We start from the raw sequence: 26,299 nt of genomic DNA on the forward strand, positions 1-26,299 counted from the left end.
TTCTGACGGCTCGTCGCCGCGGCGCCGCCTCAGGAGATCACTCGCCCGGCCCTACGAACACGGTCCGGCCCCCGACCACGGTGCGCAGGCAGAGGGGAAGGTCGGTGCCGGGGGTGAGATCGGGCAGTCCGGGGGTGCCGGAGCGGGGGTCGGTGGACCAGCGGGCCACCCGGTCGTCGGGTGCCTGGACGACGAGTGCGTCGGTGCGCCACACGGCGTAGTCCGCAGGGGCGCCCGGCACCAGGACGCCCGCGTCGTCCCGTCCGATGGCCCGCCAACCGCCGCGCGTGTGCGCGGTGAACGCGGCGCGTACGGAGACCCGGTGTTCGGGGGTGCGGTGGAACGCGGCCGCGCGGACCGTGCCCCAGGGGTCGAGGGGGGTCACCGGGCTGTCGGAGCCGAACGCCAGCGGGACGCCGGCGCGCAGCAGGGCCGCGAACGGGTTCAGCGTGCGGGCCCGTGCGACGCCGAGGCGCTCGGCGTACATGCCGTCCTCGCCGCCCCACAGCGCGTCGAAGGCGGGCTGGACGGAGGCGGTCAGGCCCAGTTCGGCGAAGGCCGTGATGGTCTCGGGTGTGAGCATCTCGACGTGCTCGACGCGATGGCGGGCGGCGCGGACCCGGGCCAGGCCCACCTTCTCGGCGGCGGCGCGCACCCCTTCCACCACGGCCGTGACGGCGGCGTCGCCGATGGCGTGGAACCCCGCCTGGAGCCCGGCCTCGGTGCACGCGACGACATGCGCGGCGACCGCGGCGGCGTCCAGGTACGCGGTGCCGGTGTGGGCGGCGTCCGCGTACGGCTGGTGCAGGCAGGCGGTGTGCGAGCCGAGGGCGCCGTCGACGAAGAGGTCGCCCGCGGCGCCGAGCGCACCCAGGTCCCGGGCCTTGGCGACGTCCTGCTCGGCCCAGTAGCCGACGACACGCGGCCCGGGCTCCTCGGCGGCGAGGCGCAGCAGCCCGGTGAAGTCGTCCTGGGAGGAGATCTCCGGGCCGGCGCACTCGTGGAGCGAGCCGATGCCGAGGGAGGCGGCGTGGGCGAGGGCGGCGCGCTGGGCCCCGGTGCGCTGCGCGGGGGTGACCGCGGCGAACGCGGCGGCCCGTACGGCGTGGTGGGCGTCGCGGGTGAGCGGCTCGCCGTCCGTGAAGCCGGCCTTGTCGCGCACGCGCGGGGTGAGGTCCAGCAGGGCGGTGGTGACGACGGCCGAGTGGACGTCGATACGGCTGAGGTACAGGCGACGCCCACCGGTGGCCTCGTCGAGCTCTTCCCGTCGCGGGGCCCGTCGTTCGGGCCAGCGCGCCGCGTCCCAGCCGTGGCCGAGCAGGACCCGGTCGTCCGGCCGGGCGGCGGCGAAGTCCCGTACGAGGGCGAGGGCGGCCGTCAGGGACGGTGCACCGGACAGGTCGAGGCCGGTGAGCGCGAGGCCGGTGGCGGTGGTGTGCACGTGCGCGTCGGTGAACGCGGGAGTGACGAGGGCGCCGTCGAGGTCGATCACCTCGTCGACGCCGTCCGCGAAGGCGTCGGCCGCGCCCTCGGAACCGACCCAGGCGACATGTCCGGCCTCCACGACCATCGCGGTGGCGAAGGGATCGGCGGGGCTGTGGACCTCTCCGCGGCGCAGGAGGACGGTCTTGGGCTCGGCGGTGCGCTCACTCATGGGCAACAGTGTCGCCCCTGGCGGGGGACGCCCCGCAGGGAGGTCGATCAGATCCGCGGCGGCCGTGCCTCGTACGGGGTGGACAGGACCACGGTGGTGCGCGTCGACACCCCCGCGAGCGTCCGCAGCCGGGCGAGCAGCTCCTCCAGTTCGTGGGGCGTGGCCACACGGACCTTGAGGATGTAGTTCTCGTCGCCCGCGACGCTGTGGCAGGCCTCGATCTCCGGGACGCCCGCGAGGCGTTCGGCGATGTCGTCGGGGGCGCTGGGGTCGAACGGCTTCACCGAGATGAAGGCGGTCAGCGGCAGGCCGACGGCCTCGGGGTCGACGACGGCGGCATATCCGCGGATGACGCCCCGCTGCTCGAGCCGGCGCACCCGCTGGTGCACGGCCGACGTGGACAGGCCCGTGGCCTTGCCCAAGTCGGTGTAGCTCATCCGCCCGTCCTTGACGAGCAGCTGCACGATCTGTCGGTCCAGCTCCTCCATGGCGCTAGAACCTACAGTGCGCCCTGACTCCGCGGATACCTCAGCAGCGCAGGTCATGCCCGGTTTGTGATGTTGGTGAGAGCGGTCTGTGAGCCGCCCGGGTGACCCGCGGCCGCGCGAGGCACCATGCGAGTGGCATGTGACGAACACCACAGCGCCCGACGAGGCTTCGTGATGCTCTCGTGATTACCCCGGAGACGGGACGGGAAGTGCTTGCTGTGGTCGAGGCCGCAGTGCCTTGTCGGCCCAGCCCGAGGGGGAGAAACCCATGCAGAATCCCAAGCGCCCTGGTCGTACCGTGCCCAAGCGGCAGCAGCCGGTCATCGAGCCCGAGCCGGAGGGCGTCGAACCCGACGCCCTCGACAGCGAGGAGCCCGACGCGTACGACACCTTCGAGATGTACCGGGTGATCTGCCCGGACTGCGCGCAGCCCATCGCGCTCCTGGCGGACGAGGAGGTCCTGCCCGAGCACGCGCTGTGCGCCTCGCCGTGGAACCCGTTCGGTCTCACGGTCTGCTCCGGCACGGGCCGCGCGGCGGCCGACGCCCGCCCGGCGGACGAGTCCGTGGAACCCCAGGAGCAGGACACCGCCCTGCTGCTGACCCTCCCCCAGGGGCTCGACTGGCGCACGCAGCCGTTCTCGCACGTCGGCGGCCCGGGCTCACGCCCGCTCCGGATGGCCGCGCTGCGCCGCCAGGCCGCCTGACACTTCGCGAACAGCGGCGGTTCCCCGGGCGGTCCGCCGCGGAACTCACGCTCGATTAGCGGGGTCGGTGACCTCGGCGGGCGTCGGGGCGTTGCTCCGGGTATGAGCCCCAGTTATTCGGCGACCGGGCCCCGGCGGCCGGTGTTCATTCCGGTGCCGGCGGCCACGCTGCCGCCGCCGCAGCCGCAGGATCCGCCCATCTACCGCGCACTGATGCGCACCTGGGCCGACCGCGGGCGCACGCTCCCGGGGCGCCACGACCCGGAGTGGGTGCGGCTCGCGGCGCCCCCGGCCGGCGCGCGCCGGCTCGCGGCGGGCCAGGAGTCGTTCAGCGGGACTCGGGACCAGCGAGGTGACGGGCGATGACCATGCGCTGGATCTGGTTCGTCCCCTCGACGATCTGCAGCGCCTTGGCCTCCCGCATATAGCGCTCGACCGGGAAGTCCATGGTGTAGCCGTACCCGCCGAGCACCTGGACGGCGTCGGTCGTGACCTTCATCGCCGTGTCGGTGCAGTGCAGCTTGGCCATGGCAGCCTGCTTGGCGAACGGCCGCCCGGCGTCGCGCAGCCGTGCCGCCGCCAGGTACAGCGCCCGGCCCGCCTCGATCTGCGTCGCCATGTCGGCGAGCAGGAAGCGCAGCCCCTCGAAGTCCGAGATCGGCCGCCCGAACTGCCGGCGCCCGGTGGCGTACGCGACGGCCTCGTCCAGCGCCGCCTGGGCCAGGCCGATGGCGCAGGCCGCGATGCCGAGCCGCCCGGAGTCGAGCGCGGACAGCGCGATCGCGAAGCCCTGCCCCTCGTCGCCGATGCGCCGTGCTTCGGGCACGCGCACCCCGTCGAAGTGGACCTGTGCCGTGGGCGACCCCTTCATGCCCATCTTCTTCTCCGGCGCCGCGGCACTCAGCCCCTCGGCGTCGCCGGGGACGAGGAACGCGGTGATCCCGCGGGGGCCCTCCTCGCCGGTGCGCGCCATCACGGTGTAGAAGTCGGCGACGCCTCCATGGGTGATCCATGCCTTGGTGCCGTTGATCACCCAGTGGTCGCCGTCCCGGACCGCCTTCGTCCGCAGGGACGCGGCATCCGACCCGGACGACGGCTCGGAGAGACAGTAGGCGCCCAGAAGGCCCCCGCCGAGCATCGCGGGCAGGTGTTCCAGCTGTTGCTCCTTGGTGCCGTAGTGCGCGAGGGCGTGACAGGCCAGGGTGTGGACACTGACGCCGAGGCCGACGGTGAGGCGGGCCGCGGCCAGTTCCTCGAGGACCTGCAGGTAGACCTCGTAGGGCTGGTCACCACCGCCGTACTCGGAGTCGTACGGCAGGCCGAGCAGTCCGGAGTCGGAGAGCAGGCGGAAGATCTCGCGCGGGAAGTGCCCGGAGTGCTCCTCCTCGGCCGCCTTCGGGGCGATCTCGTGCTGCGCGATGTCGCGGACGAGCGAGATCAGATCCCGGGCCTCGTCCGTGGGCAGTTGCCGGTCCACCGGCTGCGGGGCGCGGTCGGGCATGGCGACGCTCTCCTCCCTCTTGGGCACGTCGGCGGACATGCGCCTTGGGTGGGGCGGCGCCGCCGGGTCTCACTGAGCCTGGCCGATGCTCGCCGCTCCGGGTCGCGGAGGCGGCTGACCAGCGGCTGTGGCGCTTGGAGTATGCCCGATCGGAGGCACGGCGTCACCGGTTAACGACCGCTTACTTCAAGAAAGCGGATGCCGTGCCGCGGCGTGATCGGCATTCGGCGCAGGGGTCTCGTCCCCAGGCCGTCTCGGCTCGCCGTGGAGCGACCCGTGACGGCTTCGCCGGCACCCGCGTGGGACCGCTGGGACGTCGCTCGGTCCTCCCGGTGCGGTCAGGTCGACCGGCGGGCCGGAGGCGGGGCCGCGTACGCGGGTTCCAGTTCCTCGATCGCGCGCAGGGTTCCCCCCAGCGTCTTCGCGAGCAGGTCGCACATCGTGTCGCGGGACAGTGCCGGGCGGTCGATCCAGTCGAGGGTCACGCCCTCCACGCCGCACACCCAGCCGAGCAGCCCCGTGCGCACCAGCGGAGCGATGTCGCGCCGCCCGTACGCTCCCTCGGCGATCGTGGTGACGATCGCCTCGCGCACCCCGTCCCGGATGGCGTGGACCTGTGCGTCGAAGCCCACGCCGCCGCTGACGATCGTGCGGTAGGCGGCCTGGTTGTGCTCGGCGTAGCGCAGATAGCGGTCGATGGTGCGGTGCACCCGTTCCACCGGCGGCAGGTCCAGGCCGGCGGCCGCGGAGGTCACGAGGTCGGCCACGGAATCCTCGACAATGGCGAGGTAATAACCGCGTTTCGATTTGAAGTAGTAGTAGATGAGCCCTTTCGCCACCTGGGCGTGGCGCGCGATGTCGTCCATCGACAGAGCGTCGTAGGACGTGTCGGCGAATAACTTCCGTCCGATGGCGATGAGTTCGGCGCGGCGCGCCTGGGAGCGGTCGGTACCGCGCGCCTGGGGGCGCACGGTACCGCGCTGTTGACTGCTCTTCACTTTCGGCCCAAGTCTCCAACTGGCGGCAGGACATCCGCAGTATTGCAGAATGACACCATCAGCATGTTCGACTCCGATTCGCGAAGTCGATCGACGGAGTCGGACGCCGTTGGGAGTTGTGCCGCCCGGTATCCCCGGTGGACGCGTCAGCGGACGCCCACCGCCGCCAGTGCCTTGCGCTGCCGGGAGGTGGGACGGGCAGGGAAGTACAGGTAGCAGACGCCGCCGGTGCCGGAGGCGACCTTGCCGGAGGCGTTGTACCGCTTGGTGCGCAACCAGATGTTCTCGAACTCCCGCCTCCGGTACACGCGCCGCACCGACTCGTCGCTCGGCGACGCCGGGTCGTTCGCGATCACGTCGCCGTCGGCGGTGAACCCGATCACGGCCATCAGGTGCCCCGAGGTCCCGTACCCGGCGCCGGTCAGCTCGTCCTTGAGGAACGACTGCGACGTCATGGCCGGGATGCCCGCCGCGATCAGCGTCTCCAGATCGGTGAGCGAGGAGAGCCGGGTGACCACTCCCTGGAGGTCCTCGAACGTCGCCGCGTAGGCCGCGTTGAAGGGCCAGTTGCCGCAGCCCTGGTACTGGTGGTCGTAGGTGAACCGGGCCGCGTGGCAGACCTGCGGGTCCGCGTAGGACGGGTCGACCCAGGACAGTTGCCCGGGGGTGAGCCTCCGCCCCCAGTATTCGATGACCATCTGCGAGGAGGTGGGGCTGCACCAGGCCTCGCCGCCGTTGTCGTACTCCGGGTACTGGCCCTTGTGGATCTCCTGCGAGTACCGCGGAACGATCAGCTCCTTGGCCGGCCCCGGCGTGGACGCCGGGACGGTGAACCGGTCGGGGATGTCGGAGCCCATGGCTCCGAGCCGCCACACCGTCGGCGTGATCCACGTGCCGGGCGTGCGGTACAGGGTCAGGCGCAGACGGTACGACGCCAGGCGCAGACCCGAGGCGGGATCGGCGATGGCGAAGGTGTCGGTCCAGATGTTGCTCCTGCCGTCGCTCTGGCCGTCCACGGAGGTGCGGCAGATGTCCTGGTCGCCGGCCGCCCAGCGGCCCATCACGTACCAGGGCGTGTCCGTACCGTCGGAGTAGGCGCCCTTCAGCTCGACCTGGAGCCAGGTGCCTGCCGGGGTGTGCGCGTTCCAGGAGGCGACGAGCTCGGTGGAGGGGACGGCGAGGCGGTGCGCCGGGGAGGTCCAGGTGGCGTATTCCCAGGTGGCCGACTTCCCGGTGTGCGGGTCGGTGTAGTCGGTACGACCGGCGGGCGTGTCGATCACCAGTCCGGGGCGAAGGCCGGCGAGGGCCCGAGCGCCCCGCGCGGCGCCGCTTCGCCAGTCCGGATACGAGGTCCAGGCGCGGTAGTCCACGAGGCTCGGGGATGCTTTCGTCGGTCCGGCGGTCGGTGTGGCCGCGGCCGCCGGGCCCGCGGTGCCGGCCGCCGTGGCCGCGGCGACCGCCGCGGCGAGCATGGTTCTGCGGGACGGCTCTGAAGCTCTGGTCATCGGTGGGTGACCCCCAGGAGTCCTTCAAGCAGCGGTTGGACGCACGGTGTGCGCCAACTATGGCCGCCACGCACGGACTTCTGCCAGCACTTCGGCCGTCGACGCGCCCACCAATATTGGTCCCGACCTGTGGCGGTCTCCCTGGAATGAACGACGGGAATTCGAAGAGGCGAATCACCCGCGTTCACACGAACCCGAAGTAGGGCGAAATTCAGGAGAGAGGTCGCTTTCACCGCGAAGAGGGACAGCCCATTGCCCGGGTAAACTGTCCCCTCGGAAAACATGCCGAAACCTGCCGACACACCTTCTCGCCCGGGAATCGCCATTCACGCTCTCGCGTCCCGTCTTCAGCGCCTGCCGCCCTCCTGCGGCCCCGTCCGTCTCGTCGGCGTCGACGGGCACGCGGGGTCGGGGAAATCCACGTTCGCCGCACACTTGGCGGCCGCACTCGGCGGCGCGCCCGTGCTGCACCTGGACGACATCGCCACCCATGAGGAGCTGTTCTCCTGGACGGACCGGCTGCTGCGGGAGGTGATCGAGCCGCTCGGCGACGGCCGGACCGCGCACTACCGGCCGTACGACTGGCGCACACGGCGCTTCGGTCCCGCCCGTGCGCTGCCACCCGCCCCCGTGATCCTGATCGAGGGGGTCGGCGCCGGCCGCCGGGCACTGCGGCCGCATCTCGCCCGGCTGCTGTGGATGGACCTGGGGCACGAGGAGGCGTGGACGCGCGGGCGCACCCGGGACGGGGAGGAACAACGCGCGTTCTGGGACGGCTGGGTCGAAGCAGAGCGCCGGCACTTCTCCGAGGACCCCTCGCGACCCCACGCCTGCCTCCTGGTGCATCAGATACCCGAGGGATATGAGGTGTTTTCCGGGCCTGGCGGGCTTCCTGATCCGGACCAGGATCTCACCGACAGTGACGACCCATCGGCAGTGTGCTGAACTTGTGAAGACCCTCGCCGGGCAACTTCCTCCAGTGCCCCAAGTCGGCTTGACCGGGGGGCCGTACAGGTCTTACGTTCTCAATGTGCGGCTTTCGCAGTCGCACCCAGACGCGAAGCCCCCGGTTGTTCCCCCGTGATCGGGGGCTTCGTTCTGCCCTCAGCACCTTGTCCGGGCGCCACGAGGCGTGATCCGCTCACACTCGGTCACGACGCGCCGGGCGTCTCTTCTGCTCCCACCTCGCCGAACGGCCCGTGCGGCACCCTTCGTGCGCCCCTCCCCCGCAGGTACGATGCCTCTCGGTGCGACGTTCGGACGCTGCTCTGCGCACCGTGGCAACTCCGGTCCGCGGCACAGCGGTTCGAGCAAGGCGGCCGACGGGCACGGGCCCGGCGGTGAACCAACGGGGGCACGGTTTGTGGGGGACGTGATGGACTTCGGCACGCAGGGCCCTCAGGCCCCGGCCGACCTCGCCTGGCTGCGAGGGGTCGACGCCTACACGATGGGCGCCTATCCGCAGGCGGAGGAGGAGTTCCGCGCCGCGGTCCGGATGGATCCCGGGATGGCCGACGGCTGGCTCGGGCTGCACGCGCTGCGCGTCGACACGACGACCGCGCTGCTGAGGATGTACCGCCACCGCGACCGCTTCGGGGAGCAGCGGGCGCGGCACCGGCGCGGCCTCAACTCCTGGTACTGGCTGGGCTGGTGGGTGCAGCCGGTCCTCGAGAGCCCGCGCGACCTGCTGCTCGCGCACGCCTCGCACTGGCTGGACGGCCGCCACGTCCCGGAGCTGGACCGCGCGCTGGCGGGCCTGCCGCCGGTCGACACCGACCCCCAGGTGCGCTTTCTGCACGCCTGCCGGGCCTACCTGGTCAAGGACTGGGAACAGTTGGTCCGGCACACCGATCCGCTGATCGACGATCCCATGCTCGGCATAGAGGCCGGCCTGTTCGGCGGCATGGCCCGGGTCCGCCTGGAGATGTACGGACAGGCCGAGCCGCTGCTCGCCACCGCCCTGATGCGCTGCCGCAGCGAGCAGCCGCAGCGCAAGGAGCTGCGGTACTGGCTGGCCCGGGCGCACGAGGGCACGGGTCGCTCGGCCGCCGCGCTCCCCCTCTACCGGGCCGTGCACCGGGTGGACCCGGCGTTCATGGACACCTCTGCGCGGCTCGCCGCGATCGCCGAGGGGGACGGGTACGACGACTCGACCGACCTGACGGCGATGGCGCTCGCCGGAGGCGGCGACACACTGGAGGCACCGGACGGTCTGGATCCGCTCTTCGGCGCCGAGGGCCGGGACGTGAAGCTGTCCGATCCCGAACCACCGCCGACGGGTCCACTGCCGGCGCAGGACGACCTCGTGCGCGAGAAGGCCGCCTCGGTACCGGCGCAGTCGTGGCCGGCCGGGCCCACGGACCCCGCACTGCTGGAGGAGGCGCTGGCCGAGCTGGAGCGCATGGTCGGGCTGGAACCGGTCAAGCGCCAGGTCAAGGCGTTGTCGGCGCAGTTGAACATGGCCCGGCTGCGGGCCGGCCAGGGCTTACCCGTGCAGCCGCCGAAACGGCACTTCGTGTTCTCGGGGCCCTCCGGAACCGGCAAGACGACCGTGGCGAGGATCCTGGGCCGGGTCTTCTACGCGCTCGGCCTGCTCGGCGGCGATCACCTGGTGGAGGCACAGCGGGCGGACCTGGTCGGCGAGTACCTGGGCCAGACGGCGGTGAAGGCGAACGAGCTGATCGACTCGGCGATCGGCGGCGTCCTGTTCGTGGACGAGGCGTACTCGCTGTCCAACTCGGGATACGGCAAGGGGGACGCCTACGGCGACGAGGCGCTTCAGGTGCTGCTGAAGCGGGCGGAGGACAACCGGGACCACCTGGTGGTGATCCTCGCGGGGTATCCCGAGGGGATGGACCGGTTGCTGGCTGCGAACCCGGGACTGTCCTCACGCTTCACGACGCGGGTCGATTTCCCCTCGTACCGTCCCTTGGAACTGACGGCGATCGGCGAGGTGCTGGCCGCCGAGAACGGGGACGTCTGGGACGAGGAGGCTCTGGAGGAGCTGCGGTCGATCGCCGGTCACGTGGTGGACCAGGGGTGGATCGACGAGCTCGGGAACGGGCGGTTCCTGCGGACGCTGTACGAGAAGAGTTGTGCGTATCGGGATCTGCGGCTGAGCGGCTATCCGGGATTGCCGTCGCGGGACGACTTGTCGACATTGCGGTTGCCGGATCTCATGCAGGCCTACGGGGAGGTCCTGTCCGGCCGGGGGCCGCAGGATCCTTCGGGGCTGTAGCGGCGCCCCCCACCAGCCCGGTCGTGTTTGCGCGCGTGCGGCTGCGGGTTCGTCGTGGCTCGTGGCCACGGAGCAGGGCCACAGAATCGGCAGGGCCCCGCGCCCCTGAACGAGGCGCGGGGAACCCTTCTCAACTCGGTACCGCTTCCTTCGGCTCCGCCGTGCGCGGCTGAGGCGGAGCCTCCCGGTGCGCCGGGTCCCTGACCTCGCCGACCAGGAGTTCCAGTACGTCCTCCAGCGCGACCAGGCCCAGGACCCGGCCGGAGGTGTCCGCCACCTGGGCCAGATGGGTGGCCGCCCGGCGCATCACCGTGAGCGCGTCGTCCAGCGGGAGCTCCGCCGCGAGCGTCGTCATGGGCCGCCACAGCTGCTGCGGCACCGCCCGCTCGGATTCCTCGAGGTCGAGGACGTCCTTGACGTGCAGATAGCCCATGAAGGCGCCGTTCCCCGCGGCCACGGGGAAGCGGGAGTAGCCCGTGCGCGCGGTGAGCGCCACGACCTCGCCCGGGGTCACCGTCGGCTCGACCGTCACCAGCAGGTCCGGGTCCAGGAGCACGTCCGTGACCGGGCGCGAGCCCAGTTCCAGGGCGTCCTCCAGACGCTCCGCCTCCTCGGGGTCGAGCAGGCCGGCCTGGCCGGAGTCCTCCACGAGCTGGTTGAGCTGCTCACTGGTGAAGGCGGCCTCGACCTCGTCCTTCGGTTCGACGCGGAACAGTTTGAGAATCACCTGGGCGCAGGCGCTCAGCGCGACCGTGACCGGACGGCACAGCCGCGCGAACGCCACCAGGCCCGGGCTCAGCCACAGTGCGGCCTTCTCCGGGGCCGCCATCGCCAGGTTCTTCGGCACCATCTCGCCGATCACCAGATGGAAGAAGACGACCGCCGCGAGTGCGATCACATAGCCGAGCGGGTGGACCAAGTTGTCGGGGAGGTGCGCCGCAGCGAACACCGGTTCGAGCAGATGCGCCACGGTCGGTTCGGCGACGGCGCCCAGCGTCAGGGAGCACACGGTGATCCCGAACTGGGCCGCGGCCATCATCTGTGGCAGCCGTTCGAGGCCGTACAGCACCTGCCGCGCCCGGGCGGTCCCCAGCGGCTCGATCTGGCTGCGGCGCACGGACACCAATGCGAACTCGGCGCCGACGAAGAACCCGTTGACGAGCACCAGAAGCGCCGCGAACAGGAGTTGCAGCAGACTCATCGCACCGCCTCCGCGGCCGGCGCGGGGGCGTCCGCGAGCTTCACGAGCCTGACCCGCTCGGCGCGGTAGTGGCCGACCTGGCGGACGGTGAGCCGCCAGCCCGGCAGCTCCGCACGGTCACCGAGGGCGGGAATCCGGCCCAGCAGGTCGGCGACCAGTCCGGCCACGGTCTCGTACGGCCCCTCGGGCACGTCCAGGCCTATGCGCTTCAGGACGTCGACGCGGCAGCTTCCGTCCGCGTCCCACGCGGGCCGCCCGTCCTCGGGCGGCGCGACGGCGAGTTCCGGCAGATCCAGGCCGTCGTGCTCGTCGCGCACCTCGCCGACCAGTTCCTCGACGATGTCCTCCAGGGTGACGACGCCGGCCGTGCCGCCGTACTCGTCGACGACCACGGCGATGGGCTGCTGGCTGCGCAGCAGCTCCAGAAGGGGCTGCACAGGCAGCGTCTCCGGGACCAGCAGGGGTGCCTGGGCGATCCGGGTGACGGGGGTGCGCAGCCGTTCGTGTGAGGGCACCGCGAGGGCGTCCTTGAGGTGGACCATGCCGACGATTTCGTCGATCTTGTCGTGGTAGACGGGGAAGCGGGACAGTCCGGTGGCCCGGGTCAGGTTGACCACGTCCTGCGCGGTGGCGGAGGACTGCAGCGCACTCACCCGTACTCGCGGAGTCATGACGTGCTGGGCGGTCAGGTCACCCAGGGAGAGCGTGCGGACGAACAGGTCGGCCGTGTCCTGTTCCAGTGCGCCCGCCTGCGCGGAGTGGCGGGCCAGCGAGACCAGCTCGCCCGGGGTGCGGGCGGAGGCCAGCTCCTCGGCGGGTTCCACGCCCAGGGCCCGCACCAGGCGGTTCGCGACCGCGTTCAGGGCCGCGATGACCGGCCGGAACAGCCGGGAGAACAGGTGCTGGGGGCCCGCGACGAAGCGGGCGACCTGGAGGGGCCGGGACACCGCCCAGTTCTTGGGGACGAGTTCACCGATCACCATCTGCGCGGCCGAGGCGAGCAGCATGCCGACGACGACCGCGACGCCGCTCGCCGCGCCCTCGGGGAGCCCGACCAGCGCGAACGGGGCGTGCAGCAGCTCGGCGAGGGCCGGTTCGGCGAGCATGCCGACGACGAGCGAGGTGATGGTGATGCCGAGCTGGGTGCCGGAGAGCTGGAAGGACAGCTCCCTGAGCGACTCGACGACCGTACGGGCCCGCCGGTCGCCCTCGGCCGCGGCCCGTTCGGCGTCCGGGCGCTCGACCGTGACGAGCCCGAACTCGGCCGCCACGAAGAAACCGTTGGCGAGAATCAGCAGGAACGCCGCCCCGAGGAGCAGCAAGGGGGTGGTCATGATGCCGCCGCCTCCGCGTTCGCACGGAGACGGTCCGCGCTATGTCGGCAGGGGGCGGCGCAGGTACTACAGGACGATCCGTCCATCGCCGGAGGGAGTCACTCCTCGGGTAGCAGGAACCCCTGAGCACCGGGTGGAACCTCAGGGGCGGAGGCGCCACGTAAGCGCCTCTGCCCACCAGATTAATCAAGACTCCGCCCTGTGCGGCAGGGTGGACGTCCCTGAGTCAGCCCTGATGTCGTTCGGGATCGGCGCTGGAGCGGGCTTCGGCGAGCGCCCGGAGGGTGTGTGCGTCCTCGATCGCTCGTTTCTTTGCGATGCCCGGCTGGATGCCGAGGGCGGGCAGGCTGGTGCCGTCGCTGAGGTTCAGGAACACCCAGGGGTCGCCGGGACGCAGGTTGACCTGGACGATCTCCGCCCAGTCCAGCTGACGCCGGCTGGCGATGTTGACGACGATGACCCCGCTCTCGTCGGCGACGACCTTGGGCCGGGCGAGCAGCAGCAGCACCCCGAAGAGAAGGGCCGCCGTGAGGATGAAGCTGAGGCGTTCCCCGGTGGTGAGCTGGTCCAGCAGCAGCGCGACCGTGGTGATCACCACGAGTATCGCGACGCCGGCGGTCAGCAGCACGGCGCGGGTGCGGCCCGGCCGGAAGGTGACCGGAAGGGTGGGCAGGTCCGACATCGGTGCGCCGTCCCTCAGAGGCGGCAGGCGTGGATGGCCGTGGTGAGGATGGCCCGGGCGCCGATGTCGTACAGGTCGTCCATGATCCGCTGGGCCTCCTTGGCCGGGACCATGGCCCGCACGGCGACCCAGCCCTCGTTGTGCAGCGGCGACACGGTCGGGGACTCGAGGCCCGGGGTGAGGGCGACGGCCTTCTCGAGCTGCTCGACGCGGCAGTCGTAGTCCATCATCACGTACGTCCGGGCCACCAGGACGCCCTGGAGGCGGCGCAGGAACTGCTGGACCTTGGGCTCTTCGGCGTCGGCACCGGTACGGCGGATGACGACCGCCTCGGACTTCATGATCGGCTCGCCGATCACCTCCAGGCCGGCGTTGCGCAGCGAGGTACCGGTCTCTACGACGTCCGCGATGACCTCGGCGACGCCGAGCTGGATGGCGGTCTCCACCGCGCCGTCCAGGTGGACGACGGCGGCGTCGATGCCGTTGTCGGCGAGGTGCTTGGCGACGATGCCCTCATAGGAGGTGGCGATCGTCATGCCGTTGAGGTCCTGCACGCCGTTCGCCGTGCCGGGCTTGGTGGCGTAGCGGAAGGTGGAGCGGGCGAAGCCGAGCGGGAGGATCTCCTCGGCGTTGGCGCCGGAGTCGATCAGCAGGTCACGACCGGTGATGCCGATGTCGAGGCGGCCGGAGGAGACGTAGATCGCGATGTCGCGGGGGCGGAGGTAGAAGAACTCGACCTCGTTCTCCGGGTCGACGATCCTCAGCTCCTTGGACTCCCGGCGCTGCTGGTAGCCGGCCTCATGCAGCATCTCCGCCGCAGGGCCGGACAGTGAACCCTTGTTGGGGACGGCGATGCGCAGCATGAGGTCGGCTTCCTTCGTTCGTGCGTACAGAGGTACGGGTATTCGATTTACGGCGGCTTACGGCTCAGAGGTGGGCGTAGACGTCGTCCAGGGAGATCCCGCGCGCCACCATCATCACCTGGACGTGGTACAGCAGCTGGGAGATCTCCTCGGCGGCCGCCTCCTTGCCCTCGTACTCGGCGGCCATCCAGACCTCGGCGGCCTCTTCGACGACCTTCTTGCCGATGGCATGGACGCCCTTGCCGACCAGCTCGGCGGTACGGGAGGTGGCGGGATCGCCGTGGGCGGCCTTGTGCTGGAGCTCGGTGAAGAGCTCCTCGAACGTCTTCTTGGACATGGTGGTCCTAACCCTACGCGCTGAGGGCCGTACCTCAGTGCCAGGGTTCAGATACTGAGCGGAGCGTGGCGGCCGTCGCCACCGCCGCCGTCACCGCCTCGTGCCCCTTGTCCTCGTTGGAACCCTCGAGGCCGGCGCGGTCCAGGGCCTGCTCCTCCGTGTCGCACGTCAGCACCCCGAAGCCGACGGGGACGCCGGTCTCGACGGAGACCTGGGTCAGGCCCTGGGTGACGCCCTGGCACACGTAGTCGAAGTGGGGGGTGCCGCCTCGGATGACGACGCCGAGGGCGACGATCGCGTCGTATCCGCGGCCCGCGAGGACCTTCGCCGCGACCGGCAGCTCGAAGCTGCCGGGGACCCTGAGCAGGGTCGGCTCGTCGATCCCCAGCTCCCGCAGGGCGCGCAGGGCGCCGTCGACCAGACCGTCCATCACCTTGTCGTGCCACTGTGCCGCGATGACGGCGACCCGCAGGTCGCTCACGTTGCGTACGGACAGCTCCGGTGCACCCTTGCCGCTCACGTCTCTCCTCAGTGCTCTGTTACTGGTTGCCGCAGGCGGACACGGCGGTCGCGTCCAGCCAGGGCAGGTCGTGCCCCATCCGGTCCCGCTTGGTGCGCAGGTAGCGGAGGTTGTGTTCACCCGCCTGGACGGGCATCGGTTCCCGGGCGGTGACCTCGAGGCCGTGGCGCAGCAGGGCGTCGGTCTTCTCCGGGTTGTTGGTCATCAGGCGCACGCCGCTCACGCCGAGATCCTTGAGGATCTGGGCGCCGGCGGCGTAGTCCCGGGCGTCGGCGGGCAGGCCCAGCTCCAGGTTGGCGTCCAGGGTGTCACGGCCGCGCTCCTGGAGTTCGTACGCCCGCAGCTTGGACATCAGTCCGATACCGCGTCCCTCGTGGCCGCGCAGGTAGACGACCACGCCCCGGCCCTCGGCCTGGATGCGCTGCAGGGACGCCTCCAACTGGGGGCCGCAGTCGCAACGGGCGGAGCCGAAGACGTCGCCGGTCAGGCACTCGGAGTGGACGCGGACCAGAACGTCCTCGCCGTCGCCGATCTCCCCGTGGACGAGGGCGACGTGCTCGACGCCGTCGACGGTGGACCGGTAGCCGTACGCCGTGAAGGTGCCGTGGGCGGTGGGCAGCCGCACCTCGGCCTCGCGACGGACGGTGGGTTCCTCCGAGCTGCGGCGGTAGGCGATCAGGTCCTCGATCGAGATGATCGTCAGGCCGTGCTTGCGGGCGAACGGGATCAGCTCGGGCAGCCGCAGCATGTGGCCGTCCTCTCCGGCGATCTCCACGATGGCGCCGGCCGGGCGCAGTCCGGCGAGCCGGGCGAGGTCGACGGCGGCCTCGGTGTGGCCGTTGCGGACCAGGACGCCGCCGGGCTTGGCGCGCAGGGGGAAGACATGGCCGGGGCGCACGAAGTCCGAGGGCTCCGCCGTGCCGCTCGCCAGCAGCTGGAGCGTGGTGGCGCGGTCGGAGGCGGAGATACCGGTGGTCACGCCGTGGGCGGCGGAGGCGTCGACGGAGACCGTGAAGGCGGTCTTCATCGACTCGTTGTTCTCGTCGACCATCTGGGGGAGCCCGAGCCGGTCCAGTTCCTCCCCCTCCATGGGGGCGCAGATCAGGCCGCGGCACTCGCTCATCATGAAGGCGACGATCTCGGGGGTGACCTTCTCGGCGGCGATCACGAGGTCGCCCTCGTTCTCGCGGTCCTCGTCGTCGACGACCACGACCGGGCGGCCGGCCGCGATGTCGGCCACGGCCTGCTCGACCGGGTCGAGCGCGAAGTCCTCGATGGTGTCCGTGCTGTAGAGAATCGGCGCCGTGCTCATGCGGCGGCTCCTTCCAGGACGGGCCGCGCGGCCCTGCGGGAGCGCAGCCACCAGTCGCGCATGCCCCACAGGACGAGTGCGCCGTAGATGACGTAGACGAAGCCGGAGAAGGCGAAGCCGTTGGCGAAGTTGAGCGGGACGCCGACGGCGTCGACGAGCAGCCAGGCGAACCAGAACTCGACCATGCCGCGCGCCTGGGCGTACATGGCGACGATCGTGCCGACGAAGATGTACGCGTCCGGCCACGGGTCCCACGACAGTGCCGGGTAGGCGGTGAACAGGCCGGCCACGGCGAGGGTGCCCACGGCCGCGGCGCCGGCCAGGATGCCGCGTTCCCGCCAGGTGGCGAAGCGCGGTGCGATGTGGCCGTCCGCCGCCTGGCCCTTGCCGCGGTTCCACTGCCACCAGCCGTAGACGGCGACGACCATGACGACGACCTGCTTGCCGGCGCTGCCGGAGAGGTGGGCCGTGGCGAAGGCGGCGAAGAGGATCAGGCCGGACAGGAACTGCACCGGCCAGCTCCATATGGAGCGCCGCCAGCCGAAGGCGAGGCCGAGCAGACCGATCACGTTGCCGATCATGTCGGACCACTTGATGTGCTGGCCGAGCAGCGTGAACGCCTCGGAGTTCAGCCAGTTCACTTGGTGGCCCCCTGACCGGCGAGCAGGCTCTCGACGTACTTGGCGATGATGTCGACCTCGAGGTTGACCGGGTCGCCGGGCTGCTTGAGGCCCAGGGTGGTCAGCGCGAGGGTGGTCGGGATCAGGCTCACGGAGAAGTGGTCGCCTCCGGTCTCGACGACGGTGAGGCTGATGCCGTCCACCGTGATGGACCCCTTCTCCACGACGTAGCGGGACAGGTCCGCCGGAAGCGAGATCTTCACGATCTCCCAGTGCTCGGAGGGCCGGCGCTCCAGGACCGTGCCGGTGCCGTCGACATGGCCCTGCACGATGTGGCCGCCGAGACGGGTGCCGACGGCGGTGGGGCGTTCGAGGTTGACTCGGGAGCCGACGGTGAGGGCGCCGAGGCTGGAGCGGTTCAGGGTCTCCGCCATGACGTCGGCGGTGAACTCGTCGCCCTCGTGCTCCACGACGGTGAGACAGACGCCGTTGACCGCGATGGAGTCGCCGTGGCGGGCGCCTTCGGTGACGACGGGTCCACGGAGCCGGAAGCGGGAGGAGTCGCCGAGATTCTCGACGGCGGTGACCTCACCCAGCTCTTCGACGATTCCGGTGAACACTTCCCGGGTCCTCCTGCCTCGATGGGGCACGGACTCCGGGGCCTGTCGATGACGACAGCAGACACGAGCGAGGACACCGGGGGCGACGCCGGACGGGCCTCGTCCGCATGGACGAGCCGAGACGGCGGCGCGCACGAATGCCCGCCCGCCGCGCACTGCCTCCCATCCGGACTTTAACCGTCGGTCCAGGAATTCCACCTGGTCAACCGGCCGCTGGAAGCGACCGGGTCGCGGACTGTAACCGCCGGTTCGGACTTTCACCGACCCCGGAGTGCGCTGCTTCTGGTACAGCCTCAGTGTGCCACGACTGATCGTCGGCCAACCGGGTTAACTGCTGTGCGGTGCCTCACATGTTCACATGCTGGACATCTCCGGCGGCAGACGCAGACCCGCACTCGTCGCCGCGGCGACAACACGCAGCCCCTGAAGGCTACTTGAGTATTGGTCCATACCTATTGACCGGGCCGGTCGACCCCGCCTAAGGTCGGCGCTCGCGGCGCGGTGCGCCGCCCGCGAACGGCCCGGCGGCGGTGACGAAGGCCCTTGCCCGCCGCCGGGCCTGCGGGCGGCATGACCACGGTGGGCCCACTATCGCTCGGGCGGCGTGAACAGCTCCTCCTGGGCCCCCTCCCGTGCCGTCAGCAGTGCTCCCCGCAGGACCGCCCCGCCGCCCAGGGTGCTCGCGCGCACCTCGGTGGCCAGCGGTGACACACGGACCAGACGCTCCGCCACCCGCGCGGCGAGGACGTCCCCGCCCGCCTGCCCGACCTCACCCCCGAGCACGACACAGCCGGGGTCGAGGATGGCGGCGACGGAAGCGGCACCGATGGCGAGCCGATCGGCGAGGGCGTCGAGGAACCGGTCGGCCCGCTCGGCCGGGGGCACGTCCGTCACCCCGCTGCCGCCGCCCGCCGCGACCGTCGCGACCGCCCCCCGCACCAGGGCCGCCACCGGCAGCTCACGCGCGGCGCTCCCCGCTGACAACCCGTACTCCCCCGCCAGCTCCACGATCGCCGCCGCCCCCGCCAGGGAGTGGAATCCGCCCTCGCAGTCCGCCGCCGAGGGCATGGTGCCGGTCCCCGGGACCGGCAGGAAACCGATCTCGCCCGTGCCGCCCGAAGCGCCGCGGCGCAGTGCGCCGTCCAGGACCACCGCCGCGCCCGTGCCGTGGCCCAGCCACAGCAGGACGAACGTGTCGCGGTCCCGCGCCGTTCCCTCGCGCTGCTCGGCCAGCGCCGCGAGGTTGGTCTCGTTCTCGACGATCACCCGGGCGGGCAGCCGCTCCTGGAGCGCGGCGACCAGGCGGCGGTGCCACTCCGGCAGCCCCGCGGAGTCGCGGAGTTCGCCGGTGACGGGGTCGATGAGCCCGGGCGCCCCGATCCCGACCGTGTGCAGCCTGTCGGCACCGGCCTCCTTCGCGGCACGCTCCACCAGCAGCACCGCCTGCTCGACCGCCGGGCCGGTGCCGGTGTCGCCGCCGATCGGCACGGACGCCTCCGCGAGCACCCCGCCCAGCAGATCGGACACCAGCACGGAGACACTCTCGGTGCGCACGTCCAGGGCAGCGAGGTGGGCGCGGTCGGCGACGATCCCGTACAGCCGTGCGTTCGGACCGCGCCGTTGCTCGCCCGACTCCCCCACCACCGCGATCAGGCCGGCGGCCGTGAGCCGTTCGACCAGGTCGGCGACCGTGGGCCGGGACAGTCCGGTCAGCTGCTTCAACTGCCCTGCCGTCAGGGGGCCCTCCTGCTGCAGCAGACGCAGGGCGAGCCGGTCGTTGATGGCCCGGGCGGTGCTCGGGGATGCGGGCATGCCGGGATCCTTCCAGATCGGCCACCGCGCCGTTCAGGCGCGCCTTCGGCTCCCCTATCTATCAGGCAGGGTTCCTGATAGTTTACGTCGGCGCGTAGGGGGAGGACACCGCCGGGAGGGGCCCGAGAATGAGCGAGATGAGCGAAGCGAGCCGGCAAGAGGTGAGGCGCGCCCGGTACGCCGTGGCGGCGGTGTTCGCCGTGCACGGTGCCGTCACCGGCTCGTTCGCCACCCGCGTGCCCTGGGTCCAGGACCACGCGCACGTCAGCGCCGGCCAGTTGGGCATCGCCCTGGCGTTCCCCGCGCTCGGCGCGTCCCTGGCGATGCCGCTCGCGGGCCGGATCAGCCACCGGTTCGGCGCTCGGACGGCGCTGCGCGGACTGCTCTCCCTGTGGACGCTGTCCCTGGTCCTGCCGTCCCTCTCCCCCGATCTGCTCACCCTGTGCGCGGCCCTGTTCGTCTACGGCGCCTCGGCCGGCATGGCGGACGTCGCGATGAACGCGCTCGGCGTGGAGGTGGAGAACCGTCTCGGCAGGTCGATCATGTCCGGGCTGCACGGCCTGTGGAGCGCCGGCGCCCTGATCGGCTCGGCGGCCGGCACGCTCGCCGCCCACCTCGGCTCGGACGCCCGGCTCCACCACGCCCTGGCCGCCGCGGTGCTGACCGTGCTGGGTCTCGTCGCCTGCACCTGGGTCCTCGACCTGCAGCCCGCCGAGGACGAGGAGCCGCCGCCCCGGTTCGCGCTGCCGCCCAAGTCGGCGCTGCTCATCGGTGCGGTCGGCTTCTGCGCGGTGTTCGCGGAGGGCGCGAGCCTTGACTGGTCGGCGGTCTATCTGCGCGACGAGCTGGAGAGTTCCGCGGGATTGGCCGCCGCCTGCACCACCGGTTTCACGCTCACGATGGCACTCGCGCGGATCGCGGGCGACAAGGTGGTGGACCGCTACGGGGCGGTGCGCACCGTCAGGGTGAGCGGCGTCCTCGCCGCGCTCGGCGGGCTGCTCATCGTCGTCGCCAACCACCCGGCTGTCGCCATGGGCGGCTTCGCGCTGATGGGTCTGGGCATCGCGGTCGTCGTCCCGCTGTGCTTCGCGGCGGCGGGCCGCAGCGGACCCAACCCGAGCCAGGCCATCGCGGGCGTGGCCACCATCACGTACACCTCGGGCCTGGTCGCGCCGGGCGCGATCGGCACGCTGGCCCAGGCCACGAGCCTGGTGGTCTCGTTCGGCCTGGTGACCGTGCTGGCGTGCGGGCTCGCGGGGTTCGCGGGGGTCCTCCGGGCGGGCGACCGCGACCGCCCGAAGGTCACTCCGCCGAGCGCAGCAGTTCCCGGCCCGCGGCCCTGAACCGCTCGCTCCACGACGTGGGCCGCAGCGTGGTCGCGTCGAGCCGCACGAGGACCCTGGTGCCGTGCGCGTATGTCTCCGCCCCGTCGGCCGAGCACAACCGGAACCCGTAGGTCAGCCCGGTGTTCCCGAGCCGTTCCAACCACAGGTGCACGGCGTACGCGCCCGGCCTGGTGACCGGTGCCTAGCTGATCCGCAGCTCCTTGACGGCGTTGCAGAAGTCGCCCGCCGCCTCCCAGTCGCCCTCGAAGCGGAAGCCGCGCTCCTGCCACAGGGTGGACCAGGCACGCTCGACCATGACCGGGTAGCGGGCGTTGTGGAGCAGTCCGAGGGCGTCCAGGTCGTCGAAGTGGACGGTGACGGGGATCAGCCTGCCGTACGACACGGCGGGCGTGGACTGGGCTTCGACGGTCACGGGCGGGGCTCCTCGATCTGACCCGGTGAGGCGCTCGCGACGCTGCGGCGCTTGATCCCAGCCATGGTAAGCGCCCGCTCAGGACCTCCCGCCCACGGATCGGCCGGCGATCGAGTCCGGCTGCCCGGCGACCTGCCTCAGCGCCCACAGGTCACCGCCGGGCCGCCTCCAGCAGGTGCACCGCCTTCTGGGCCCGCTTGTCGCGATCACTGCTCTGGACGTCGTTCACGAGGGAAACCATGTGAACGCAGGGCCCCCTGGTGCCGGTGACAATGGTTCGGACAGTTCTTCACGTACAGAGAAAGAGAAGCCGCACCATGGACCTCGGCGTGCGCTGGAAGCTGCACGGTGACGGGCGCACGCCCGCACCCGGAGCGGTCGTCCGTCCCGACGAACGCCTCTCCTGGCCCCGTACGGTCGGGCTCGGCGCCCAGCACGTCGTGGCCATGTTCGGTGCGTCGTTCGTGGCGCCCGTGCTCATGGGCCTCGACCCCAACCTGGCGATCATGATGTCCGGCGTCGCCACCGCGATCTTCCTGCTGGCGACGCGCGGGCGGATACCGAGCTACCTCGGCTGTTCCCTGTCCTTCGTGGGTGTGGCCGCGGTGATCCGGGCGCAGGGCGGCACCAGCGCCACCGTGACCGGCGCGGTGTTCGTCGTGGGCATCGTGCTGTTCCTCGTCGGCCTCGCGGTCCAGCGGTTCGGGGCGCGGATCATCCATGCGACGATGCCGCCGATCGTGACCGGCGCGGTCGTGATGCTGATCGGCTTCAACCTGGCGCCGGTGACCGCGTCGACGTACTGGCCGCAGGACCAGTGGACCGCGCTGCTGGTGATGCTGTTCACCGGGCTGGCCGTGGTGTGCCTGCGCGGGTTCTGGTCCCGGATCGCGATCTTCCTCGGGCTGGTGTTCGGGTATGGGATCTCCTGGCTGTCCGACCGCGTCTTCGGGAAGATCCACTCGGTGGACGCGAGCGGAAAGCTCACCGACCACTGGCGCCTGGACCTGTCCGGCGTCGGCAAGGCGGACTGGCTCGGCCTGCCCCACTTCCACGGGCCGTCCTTCCAGTGGTCCGCGATCCTGGTGGCGCTGCCCGTGGTGATCGCTCTGGTCGCGGAGAACGCGGGGCACGTCAAGGCGGTCGGCGAGATGACCGGCGATCCGCTGGACGACAGGCTGGGCACGGCGATCTCCGCCGACGGGGTCGCGTCCATGCTCTCGACCGCGGTCGGCGGCCCGCCCAACACGACGTACTCCGAGAACATCGGGGTGATGGCCGCCACCCGCGTCTACTCGACCGCCGCCTACTGGGCCGCGGCGGGCTTCGCCCTCCTGTTCGGGATCTGCCCCAAGTTCGGCGCGGTCGTGGCCGCCATCCCCGGCGGAGTGCTCGGCGGCATCACCGTCATCCTGTACGGCATGATCGGTCTCCTCGGCGCGCAGATCTGGCTGCACGCCAAGGTGGACCTGCGCAATCCGCTGAACCTGGTGCCGGCCGCGGCGGGCATCATCATCGGTGTCGGCAACGTCACCATGAAGTTCACCGACCACTTCTCGCTGAGCGGCATCGCACTGGGCACGCTGGTCGTGATCACCGGGTACCACGCGCTACGGGCGTTCGCCCCCGCCCACCTCAAGGCCCAGGAGCCGCTGCTGGACTCGGGCACCTCCGCCTACGACGAGGAAGCCGGCACGGAAGCCGACGCGAAGGCTCACCGCGCCAAGTCGTAGGCGTACGACGGCGAGAACGTCCCCGCGGCTCCCTTGCAGCCGTCCGACTCGCCCGGCAGCTTCACCCACAGATAGGCGTCGATCCGGGCCTGTCCCGTACGCAGCGTCGGGGCCTGCCCGATCCTGCGGCCGGCCGGGTCGCACCACCGACCGTCGGCCGGGGGGCCGTTGCCGTTGCGGCTGGTGTCGATGACGGCGCCCAGGCTCGCGGGACCGCGGAGGCCGGCCAGCACCTGGCGGGCGTAGGCGATCTCGTCGGTGGTGCGCTGGAAGTTGGACACGTTCGTGAAGATGCCGTCGGAGCCCTGGGGCGAGCCTGCGCCCGCCTGCTCCAGGAGCGAGGCCTGTTCGGTGGCCGGCTTCCAGCCGGAGTGACCGCCGTCGTAGTAGACCCGCGCCCGGCGGTCCGCCGCCTTCAGGACGCGGCCGGCACGGGCGAGCGAGGCGAAGCGGCCGGCCTGCTGCTCCTTGGTGAGGCAGTCGGATTGGGCGACCGAGTCCGGCTCCAGGATCACGATGACCTCGCCGGAGCCGAGCCCGGCCGCGAAGGCGTCGATCCACGCGTCGTAGGCGGCGAGACCGGGGGCGCCGCCCCCCGAGGCCCCGCCGCAGTCGCGGTCCGGCACGGTGTACGCCACCAGGACCGGAACGCGGCCCTCGGCAGCCGCGGCCGAGGTGACGGCCCGCACGCGCGCGGTGATCGTCGACGGCGAGGGGTCGGCGAACCAGACGGCGGCGGGGCGGTCGGCGATGCGCGACTCGATGACGGCCCGCCGGGGGTCGTCGCGGTGGGTGGCGATCCAGTCCAGCACCTGCGAGTCGGTGTGCCGGTAGAGCCGCACGGGCGCGACCTCGGTCCTCGGCCTGCGGGCGGAGGGAGTGGGGCTGGGAACGGCGGACGAGACCCGGGTGGAGCTCGGTGCCGGGGACGTCCCGGGCGTTTCGGCCGGCGTCGACGACGGGGCGGGCGGCGGCTGTACGACGGCCCGGCGGGTCACGGCGGGCCGGGCCCGGTCGGTCCCGCGGCCGTCGTCGAGCGCGGACATCATCCCCGCCGCGGTGCCCACCGCGACCACCGCCGACGCCACCGCCACCATGGCGGCGCGGCGCGCGGCGCGCCTGCGGGCGGCCCGCCGCTCGGCCAGCCGCCGGATGCGTAAGCCGGACACCTACCGGTCCCCCTGTCCCCCTCATGGCCCATCGGTGCCATCCCCCGTTCCGGGGAAGCCCGCGGGCCGGTGGTGCTCCGGTCAGCGTAGGGCTGGAACTCTGCCCTCATGGTGCGGTTGGAGCAGTTCACGACGGAAGTGGACACGGTCGTCACACGCATGCGCGCGCTCGGCGGGACCTGGCCGAAGGACGACGGCGTCGCGGTCTTCAACCGGGTCTACCTCGCCGTCACCGAGGAGATCGACCGGCGCCTGGACGCCGGGTACTTCGCCGACCGACGGCAAGCCGTCACGCTGGACGTCCGGTTCGCCGAGCGGTACCTGTCCGTGGCCGAAGGGGCACCGGTCCCGGCCTGCTGGCGACCGCTGTTCCAGTTCCGGCGCCATCCCGGCGTACGGCCGCTGCAGTTCGCGCTCGCGGGCATCAATGCGCACATCGGGCACGACCTGGCGCTCGCCGTCGTGGACGCCTGTCGTACGCTCCGCTGCGAACCGGCCGATCTGGAGGACGAGTTCGAGCGCGTGGGCGACCTCCTCGTCGCCCTGGAGGAGCGCATCCGCGAAGATCTCATGCCCGGTCCCGACGTGCTCGAGATCGCCGACCCGCTCACCCATCTGATCGGCGCCTGGAGCCTGGAGCGGGCACGCGAGGCGGCCTGGTCGGCGGCCAGGGCCCTGTGGGCGTTGCGGAGACTGCCGGACGTGGCCGAGGAGTTCGAAGGGCGCCTTGACGCCGCGGTGGGGTTCGCGAGCCGGATGCTGCTCACGCCACTGCCGCACCGATCCGGCCACCCCTGCCTGTCGGGCGGGAACTCCCCTGAGATCGCTGTACGTTGACCCGCGCAGACCCCCTTGCGAAGGAGCACAGGCATGGCGACCAGGCTCGGACTCGGCCTTCCGCAGAACCGGCAGTACCACATCGGGAAGGACGTGCCCGACGTGGCACGCACCGCCGAGCAGATCGGCTACGAGAGCCTGTGGGTGTACGAGCGGGCCCTGTACCCGGAGCCCGCCGGTCAGGGCCTGTACGGCATCGAGGGCCTTCCCTGGCCGGACTCGTATCGCAACGTGGCCGACCCCCTGGTCACCCTCACCCTGGCCGCGGCGGCCACCGAGCGGGCCCGGCTCGGCTCGAGCGTGCTGGTCGCCCCGTTGCACCAGCCGTTCCAGCTGGCCAAGGCCCTGGCGTCGCTGGACGCGGCGAGCGGCGGCCGGGTGATCGCCGGCTTCGGCACCGGCTGGTCCCTGGACGAGTACGCGGCCGCGGGCATCCGCCCGATCAAGGAGCGCGGCCAGGTGCTGGACGAGGTGATCGATGTGTGCCGCGCGGTGTGGGGCCCGGACCCGGTGCGCTACGAGGGCCGTATCACGAAGATCACGTCCGCGGTGGTCGGCCCCAAGCCCGCCCGGCCGATCCCGATCCTGCTCGCCGCGAGCAACAGGAAGGCCCTGACCCGGCTCGTCGACCACGCCGACGGCTGGCTGCCCGTCGGCATGGGCGTCGAGCAGATCGCCACCCAGTGGCAGGAACTGCAGGACCTGGCGGCCGAGCGCGGCCGTCCGGAGCCCCTGCAGACGGTCCTGCGGGTGAACGCCGAGTACCAGGCCAAGGCCTACGACGGTGCGGACCGCCGCCCCTTCCAGGGCAGCGCCGACCAGATCGTCGAGGACCTGGTCGCGCACGCGTCGATCGGTCTGGAGGAGATCCTCGTCGACCTCCAGGCCACCCCGCGGGACGCCGAGGAGCTCAAGGACGTCGCCGCGGAGGTGTACGAGAAGGCCCGGGCGGCCGGGGTCTGACGGCTCCCGGGAGGGCTCAGTCCTCGGGGAGTTCGACGGGTGCTATCTCGTCGTAGACGTCACCGGGGCCGGGGTTGGCCGGGTCGGTCGCGCCGCCGAGGTGGTGCATCACACCCCACACGGCGTTGAGCGCGGTCTGCACGGCTCCCTCGGCCCAGCCGGCCGTCCAGGAGATGTCGTCGCCGGCGAGGAAGATGCCCCGCTTGTCGGCGGGCAGCCGGTCCTGCATGAAGTGCGTGAACAGGCGCCGCTGGTAGCGGTAGTGGCCGGGCAGGTTGGCCTTGAACGCGCCCATGAAGTAGGGCTCGTTCTCCCAGGAGACCGTGACCGGGTTGCCGATGATGTGCTTCCTGATGTCGACCTTCGGGTAGATCTCGCCGAGCGACTTCAGCATGACCTCCATCCGCTCGTTCGCGGACAGCGGCAGCCACTTCAGGCTGTCGTCGCA

At 71.7% G+C, this 26,299-nt stretch carries 25 protein-coding genes, 1 pseudogene and 1 riboswitch; of the genes and pseudogenes, 8 read left to right on the plus strand and 18 right to left on the minus strand.

Annotated features, from left to right (window positions below):
- Window positions 1-37 precede the first annotated feature (37 nt).
- Both C3488_RS23025 and C3488_RS23030 read right to left on the minus strand, forming a co-directional pair.
- Window positions 38-1,654 carry an amidohydrolase gene (locus C3488_RS23025; protein WP_103842292.1) on the minus strand — a complete coding sequence of 539 codons (1,617 nt, stop codon included), beginning with the start codon at window positions 1,652-1,654 and terminating at the stop codon, window positions 38-40.
- Window positions 1,655-1,701: 47 nt separating this feature from the next.
- A complete protein-coding gene (locus C3488_RS23030) occupies window positions 1,702-2,142 on the minus strand; it encodes an Lrp/AsnC family transcriptional regulator (protein ID WP_103842293.1) in 441 nt (146 codons plus the stop codon).
- A gap of 268 nt (window positions 2,143-2,410) precedes the next feature.
- Here C3488_RS23030 and C3488_RS23035 point away from each other — a divergent pair, with 268 nt between their 5' ends.
- Window positions 2,411-2,848 (plus strand): hypothetical protein, encoded by a 438-nt coding sequence (locus tag C3488_RS23035; RefSeq protein WP_103842295.1) that lies wholly within the window; start codon window positions 2,411-2,413, stop codon window positions 2,846-2,848.
- A gap of 102 nt (window positions 2,849-2,950) precedes the next feature.
- Complete coding sequence (locus C3488_RS41740) at window positions 2,951-3,214, plus strand: hypothetical protein (RefSeq protein WP_103842297.1); 264 nt, start codon at window positions 2,951-2,953, stop codon at window positions 3,212-3,214.
- Here C3488_RS41740 and C3488_RS23045 read toward each other — a convergent pair.
- The 3 genes from C3488_RS23045 to C3488_RS23055 all read right to left on the minus strand — a co-directional run bounded on the left by C3488_RS23045 (window position 3,177) and on the right by C3488_RS23055 (window position 6,852).
- Window positions 3,177-4,349 carry an acyl-CoA dehydrogenase family protein gene (locus tag C3488_RS23045; RefSeq protein ID WP_103842333.1) on the minus strand — a complete coding sequence of 391 codons (1,173 nt, stop codon included), beginning with the start codon at window positions 4,347-4,349 and terminating at the stop codon, window positions 3,177-3,179. The two genes, C3488_RS41740 and C3488_RS23045, sit on opposite strands and share 38 nt — an antisense overlap.
- Window positions 4,350-4,687: 338 nt before the next feature.
- Complete coding sequence (locus tag C3488_RS23050) at window positions 4,688-5,347, minus strand: TetR/AcrR family transcriptional regulator (protein ID WP_103842299.1); 660 nt, start codon at window positions 5,345-5,347, stop codon at window positions 4,688-4,690.
- Window positions 5,348-5,493: 146 nt separating this feature from the next.
- Window positions 5,494-6,852, minus strand: a complete 1,359-nt coding sequence (locus C3488_RS23055; protein ID WP_103842301.1) for a peptidase C39 family protein — start codon at window positions 6,850-6,852, stop codon at window positions 5,494-5,496.
- A 282-nt stretch (window positions 6,853-7,134) separates the two neighbouring features.
- Here C3488_RS23055 and C3488_RS23060 point away from each other — a divergent pair, with 282 nt between their 5' ends.
- The gene (locus C3488_RS23060) at window positions 7,135-7,797 is read left to right on the plus strand and encodes a uridine kinase (RefSeq protein WP_103842302.1); all 663 of its coding nucleotides are present in this window, start codon (window positions 7,135-7,137) and stop codon (window positions 7,795-7,797) included.
- Between the two features lie 430 nt (window positions 7,798-8,227).
- Window positions 8,228-10,090: an AAA family ATPase gene (locus tag C3488_RS23065; protein ID WP_103842304.1), complete on the plus strand. Its 1,863-nt coding sequence runs from the start codon at window positions 8,228-8,230 to the stop codon at window positions 10,088-10,090.
- A 130-nt stretch (window positions 10,091-10,220) separates the two neighbouring features.
- On the opposite strand, the gene C3488_RS23070 is transcribed toward C3488_RS23065, so the two are convergent.
- The 10 genes from C3488_RS23070 to C3488_RS23115 all read right to left on the minus strand — a co-directional run bounded on the left by C3488_RS23070 (window position 10,221) and on the right by C3488_RS23115 (window position 19,391).
- Window positions 10,221-11,291: a hemolysin family protein gene (locus tag C3488_RS23070; RefSeq protein WP_103842306.1), complete on the minus strand. Its 1,071-nt coding sequence runs from the start codon at window positions 11,289-11,291 to the stop codon at window positions 10,221-10,223.
- Window positions 11,288-12,625: a hemolysin family protein gene (locus C3488_RS23075; RefSeq protein WP_103842308.1), complete on the minus strand. Its 1,338-nt coding sequence runs from the start codon at window positions 12,623-12,625 to the stop codon at window positions 11,288-11,290. Before C3488_RS23075 ends, C3488_RS23070 begins: the two co-directional genes overlap by 4 nt.
- A 226-nt stretch (window positions 12,626-12,851) precedes the next feature.
- Window positions 12,852-13,307, minus strand: coding sequence for a PH domain-containing protein (locus C3488_RS23080; RefSeq protein ID WP_103842309.1), 456 nt, complete (start codon window positions 13,305-13,307; stop codon window positions 12,852-12,854).
- 14 nt (window positions 13,308-13,321) lie between these two features.
- Window positions 13,322-14,170, minus strand: coding sequence for an ATP phosphoribosyltransferase (hisG, locus tag C3488_RS23085; RefSeq protein WP_103842311.1), 849 nt, complete (start codon window positions 14,168-14,170; stop codon window positions 13,322-13,324).
- A gap of 64 nt (window positions 14,171-14,234) precedes the next feature.
- On the minus strand, window positions 14,235-14,507 hold the full coding sequence (locus C3488_RS23090; RefSeq protein WP_007491392.1) for a phosphoribosyl-ATP diphosphatase: 273 nt from the start codon (window positions 14,505-14,507) through the stop codon (window positions 14,235-14,237).
- A 34-nt stretch (window positions 14,508-14,541) separates the two neighbouring features.
- Window positions 14,542-15,027: a 6,7-dimethyl-8-ribityllumazine synthase gene (gene ribH / locus C3488_RS23095; protein ID WP_103842313.1), complete on the minus strand. Its 486-nt coding sequence runs from the start codon at window positions 15,025-15,027 to the stop codon at window positions 14,542-14,544.
- Window positions 15,028-15,046: 19 nt separating this feature from the next.
- Window positions 15,047-16,339, minus strand: coding sequence for a bifunctional 3,4-dihydroxy-2-butanone-4-phosphate synthase/GTP cyclohydrolase II (locus tag C3488_RS23100; protein ID WP_103842315.1), 1,293 nt, complete (start codon window positions 16,337-16,339; stop codon window positions 15,047-15,049).
- Window positions 16,336-16,980 carry a nicotinamide mononucleotide transporter family protein gene (locus tag C3488_RS23105; protein ID WP_103842317.1) on the minus strand — a complete coding sequence of 215 codons (645 nt, stop codon included), beginning with the start codon at window positions 16,978-16,980 and terminating at the stop codon, window positions 16,336-16,338. Before C3488_RS23105 ends, C3488_RS23100 begins: the two co-directional genes overlap by 4 nt.
- Window positions 16,977-17,579: a riboflavin synthase gene (locus C3488_RS23110; protein ID WP_103842319.1), complete on the minus strand. Its 603-nt coding sequence runs from the start codon at window positions 17,577-17,579 to the stop codon at window positions 16,977-16,979. The genes C3488_RS23105 and C3488_RS23110 overlap by 4 nt, the downstream gene beginning before the upstream one ends.
- A 148-nt stretch (window positions 17,580-17,727) precedes the next feature.
- A riboswitch (FMN riboswitch) is annotated at window positions 17,728-17,858 on the minus strand.
- Window positions 17,859-18,167: 309 nt separating this feature from the next.
- A complete protein-coding gene (locus C3488_RS23115) occupies window positions 18,168-19,391 on the minus strand; it encodes an ROK family transcriptional regulator (protein ID WP_103842321.1) in 1,224 nt (407 codons plus the stop codon).
- A gap of 137 nt (window positions 19,392-19,528) precedes the next feature.
- Between C3488_RS23115 and C3488_RS23120 the strand changes: the two genes are divergently transcribed.
- Window positions 19,529-20,734: an MFS transporter gene (locus tag C3488_RS23120; protein ID WP_103842323.1), complete on the plus strand. Its 1,206-nt coding sequence runs from the start codon at window positions 19,529-19,531 to the stop codon at window positions 20,732-20,734.
- Here the strand turns inward: C3488_RS23120 and C3488_RS23125 are convergent.
- Window positions 20,694-21,149, minus strand: a pseudogene (locus C3488_RS23125) (acyl-CoA thioesterase). The gene C3488_RS23120 and the pseudogene C3488_RS23125 sit on opposite strands and share 41 nt — an antisense overlap.
- A gap of 317 nt (window positions 21,150-21,466) precedes the next feature.
- On the opposite strand from C3488_RS23125, the gene C3488_RS23130 reads away from it, so the two are divergent.
- Window positions 21,467-22,882: a uracil-xanthine permease family protein gene (locus tag C3488_RS23130; RefSeq protein WP_103842325.1), complete on the plus strand. Its 1,416-nt coding sequence runs from the start codon at window positions 21,467-21,469 to the stop codon at window positions 22,880-22,882.
- Here the strand turns inward: C3488_RS23130 and C3488_RS23135 are convergent.
- A complete protein-coding gene (locus C3488_RS23135) occupies window positions 22,864-23,979 on the minus strand; it encodes a glycoside hydrolase family 6 protein (RefSeq protein WP_103842335.1) in 1,116 nt (371 codons plus the stop codon). The two genes, C3488_RS23130 and C3488_RS23135, sit on opposite strands and share 19 nt — an antisense overlap.
- A gap of 180 nt (window positions 23,980-24,159) precedes the next feature.
- Here C3488_RS23135 and C3488_RS23140 point away from each other — a divergent pair, with 180 nt between their 5' ends.
- Window positions 24,160-24,888, plus strand: a complete 729-nt coding sequence (locus C3488_RS23140; protein ID WP_103842327.1) for a DUF5995 family protein — start codon at window positions 24,160-24,162, stop codon at window positions 24,886-24,888.
- Between the two features lie 33 nt (window positions 24,889-24,921).
- Window positions 24,922-25,851, plus strand: a complete 930-nt coding sequence (locus C3488_RS23145; protein ID WP_103842329.1) for an LLM class F420-dependent oxidoreductase — start codon at window positions 24,922-24,924, stop codon at window positions 25,849-25,851.
- A gap of 16 nt (window positions 25,852-25,867) precedes the next feature.
- Here the strand turns inward: C3488_RS23145 and C3488_RS23150 are convergent.
- On the minus strand, window positions 25,868-26,299 hold a 432-nt coding region (locus tag C3488_RS23150), incomplete at its 5' end, for an FAD-dependent oxidoreductase (RefSeq protein WP_146067910.1).

The sequence above is a fragment of the Streptomyces sp. Ru72 genome, assembly GCF_002920635.1.
Lineage (GTDB): Bacteria > Actinomycetota > Actinomycetes > Streptomycetales > Streptomycetaceae > Streptomyces.

Bases quoted from the DNA above. Each gene is read 5' to 3' on its own strand.
- C3488_RS23130 (WP_103842325.1), top strand. From the start codon at position 21,467: ATGGACCTCGGCGTGCGCTGGAAGCTGCACGGTGACGGGCGCACGCCC.
- C3488_RS23115 (WP_103842321.1), bottom strand. From the start codon at position 19,391: ATGCCCGCATCCCCGAGCACCGCCCGGGCCATCAACGACCGGCTCGCC.
- C3488_RS23070 (WP_103842306.1), bottom strand. From the start codon at position 11,291: ATGAGTCTGCTGCAACTCCTGTTCGCGGCGCTTCTGGTGCTCGTCAAC.
- C3488_RS23100 (WP_103842315.1), bottom strand. From the start codon at position 16,339: ATGAGCACGGCGCCGATTCTCTACAGCACGGACACCATCGAGGACTTC.
- C3488_RS23140 (WP_103842327.1), top strand. From the start codon at position 24,160: ATGGTGCGGTTGGAGCAGTTCACGACGGAAGTGGACACGGTCGTCACA.
- C3488_RS23120 (WP_103842323.1), top strand. From the start codon at position 19,529: ATGAGCGAAGCGAGCCGGCAAGAGGTGAGGCGCGCCCGGTACGCCGTG.
- C3488_RS23135 (WP_103842335.1), bottom strand. From the start codon at position 23,979: ATGGTGGCGGTGGCGTCGGCGGTGGTCGCGGTGGGCACCGCGGCGGGG.
- C3488_RS23090 (WP_007491392.1), bottom strand. From the start codon at position 14,507: ATGTCCAAGAAGACGTTCGAGGAGCTCTTCACCGAGCTCCAGCACAAG.
- C3488_RS41740 (WP_103842297.1), top strand. From the start codon at position 2,951: ATGAGCCCCAGTTATTCGGCGACCGGGCCCCGGCGGCCGGTGTTCATT.
- C3488_RS23025 (WP_103842292.1), bottom strand. From the start codon at position 1,654: ATGAGTGAGCGCACCGCCGAGCCCAAGACCGTCCTCCTGCGCCGCGGA.
- C3488_RS23145 (WP_103842329.1), top strand. From the start codon at position 24,922: ATGGCGACCAGGCTCGGACTCGGCCTTCCGCAGAACCGGCAGTACCAC.
- C3488_RS23045 (WP_103842333.1), bottom strand. From the start codon at position 4,349: ATGCCCGACCGCGCCCCGCAGCCGGTGGACCGGCAACTGCCCACGGAC.
- C3488_RS23060 (WP_103842302.1), top strand. From the start codon at position 7,135: ATGCCGAAACCTGCCGACACACCTTCTCGCCCGGGAATCGCCATTCAC.
- C3488_RS23055 (WP_103842301.1), bottom strand. From the start codon at position 6,852: ATGACCAGAGCTTCAGAGCCGTCCCGCAGAACCATGCTCGCCGCGGCG.
- hisG (WP_103842311.1), bottom strand. From the start codon at position 14,170: ATGCTGCGCATCGCCGTCCCCAACAAGGGTTCACTGTCCGGCCCTGCG.
- C3488_RS23065 (WP_103842304.1), top strand. From the start codon at position 8,228: ATGGACTTCGGCACGCAGGGCCCTCAGGCCCCGGCCGACCTCGCCTGG.
- C3488_RS23035 (WP_103842295.1), top strand. From the start codon at position 2,411: ATGCAGAATCCCAAGCGCCCTGGTCGTACCGTGCCCAAGCGGCAGCAG.
- C3488_RS23080 (WP_103842309.1), bottom strand. From the start codon at position 13,307: ATGTCGGACCTGCCCACCCTTCCGGTCACCTTCCGGCCGGGCCGCACC.
- C3488_RS23075 (WP_103842308.1), bottom strand. From the start codon at position 12,625: ATGACCACCCCCTTGCTGCTCCTCGGGGCGGCGTTCCTGCTGATTCTC.
- C3488_RS23030 (WP_103842293.1), bottom strand. From the start codon at position 2,142: ATGGAGGAGCTGGACCGACAGATCGTGCAGCTGCTCGTCAAGGACGGG.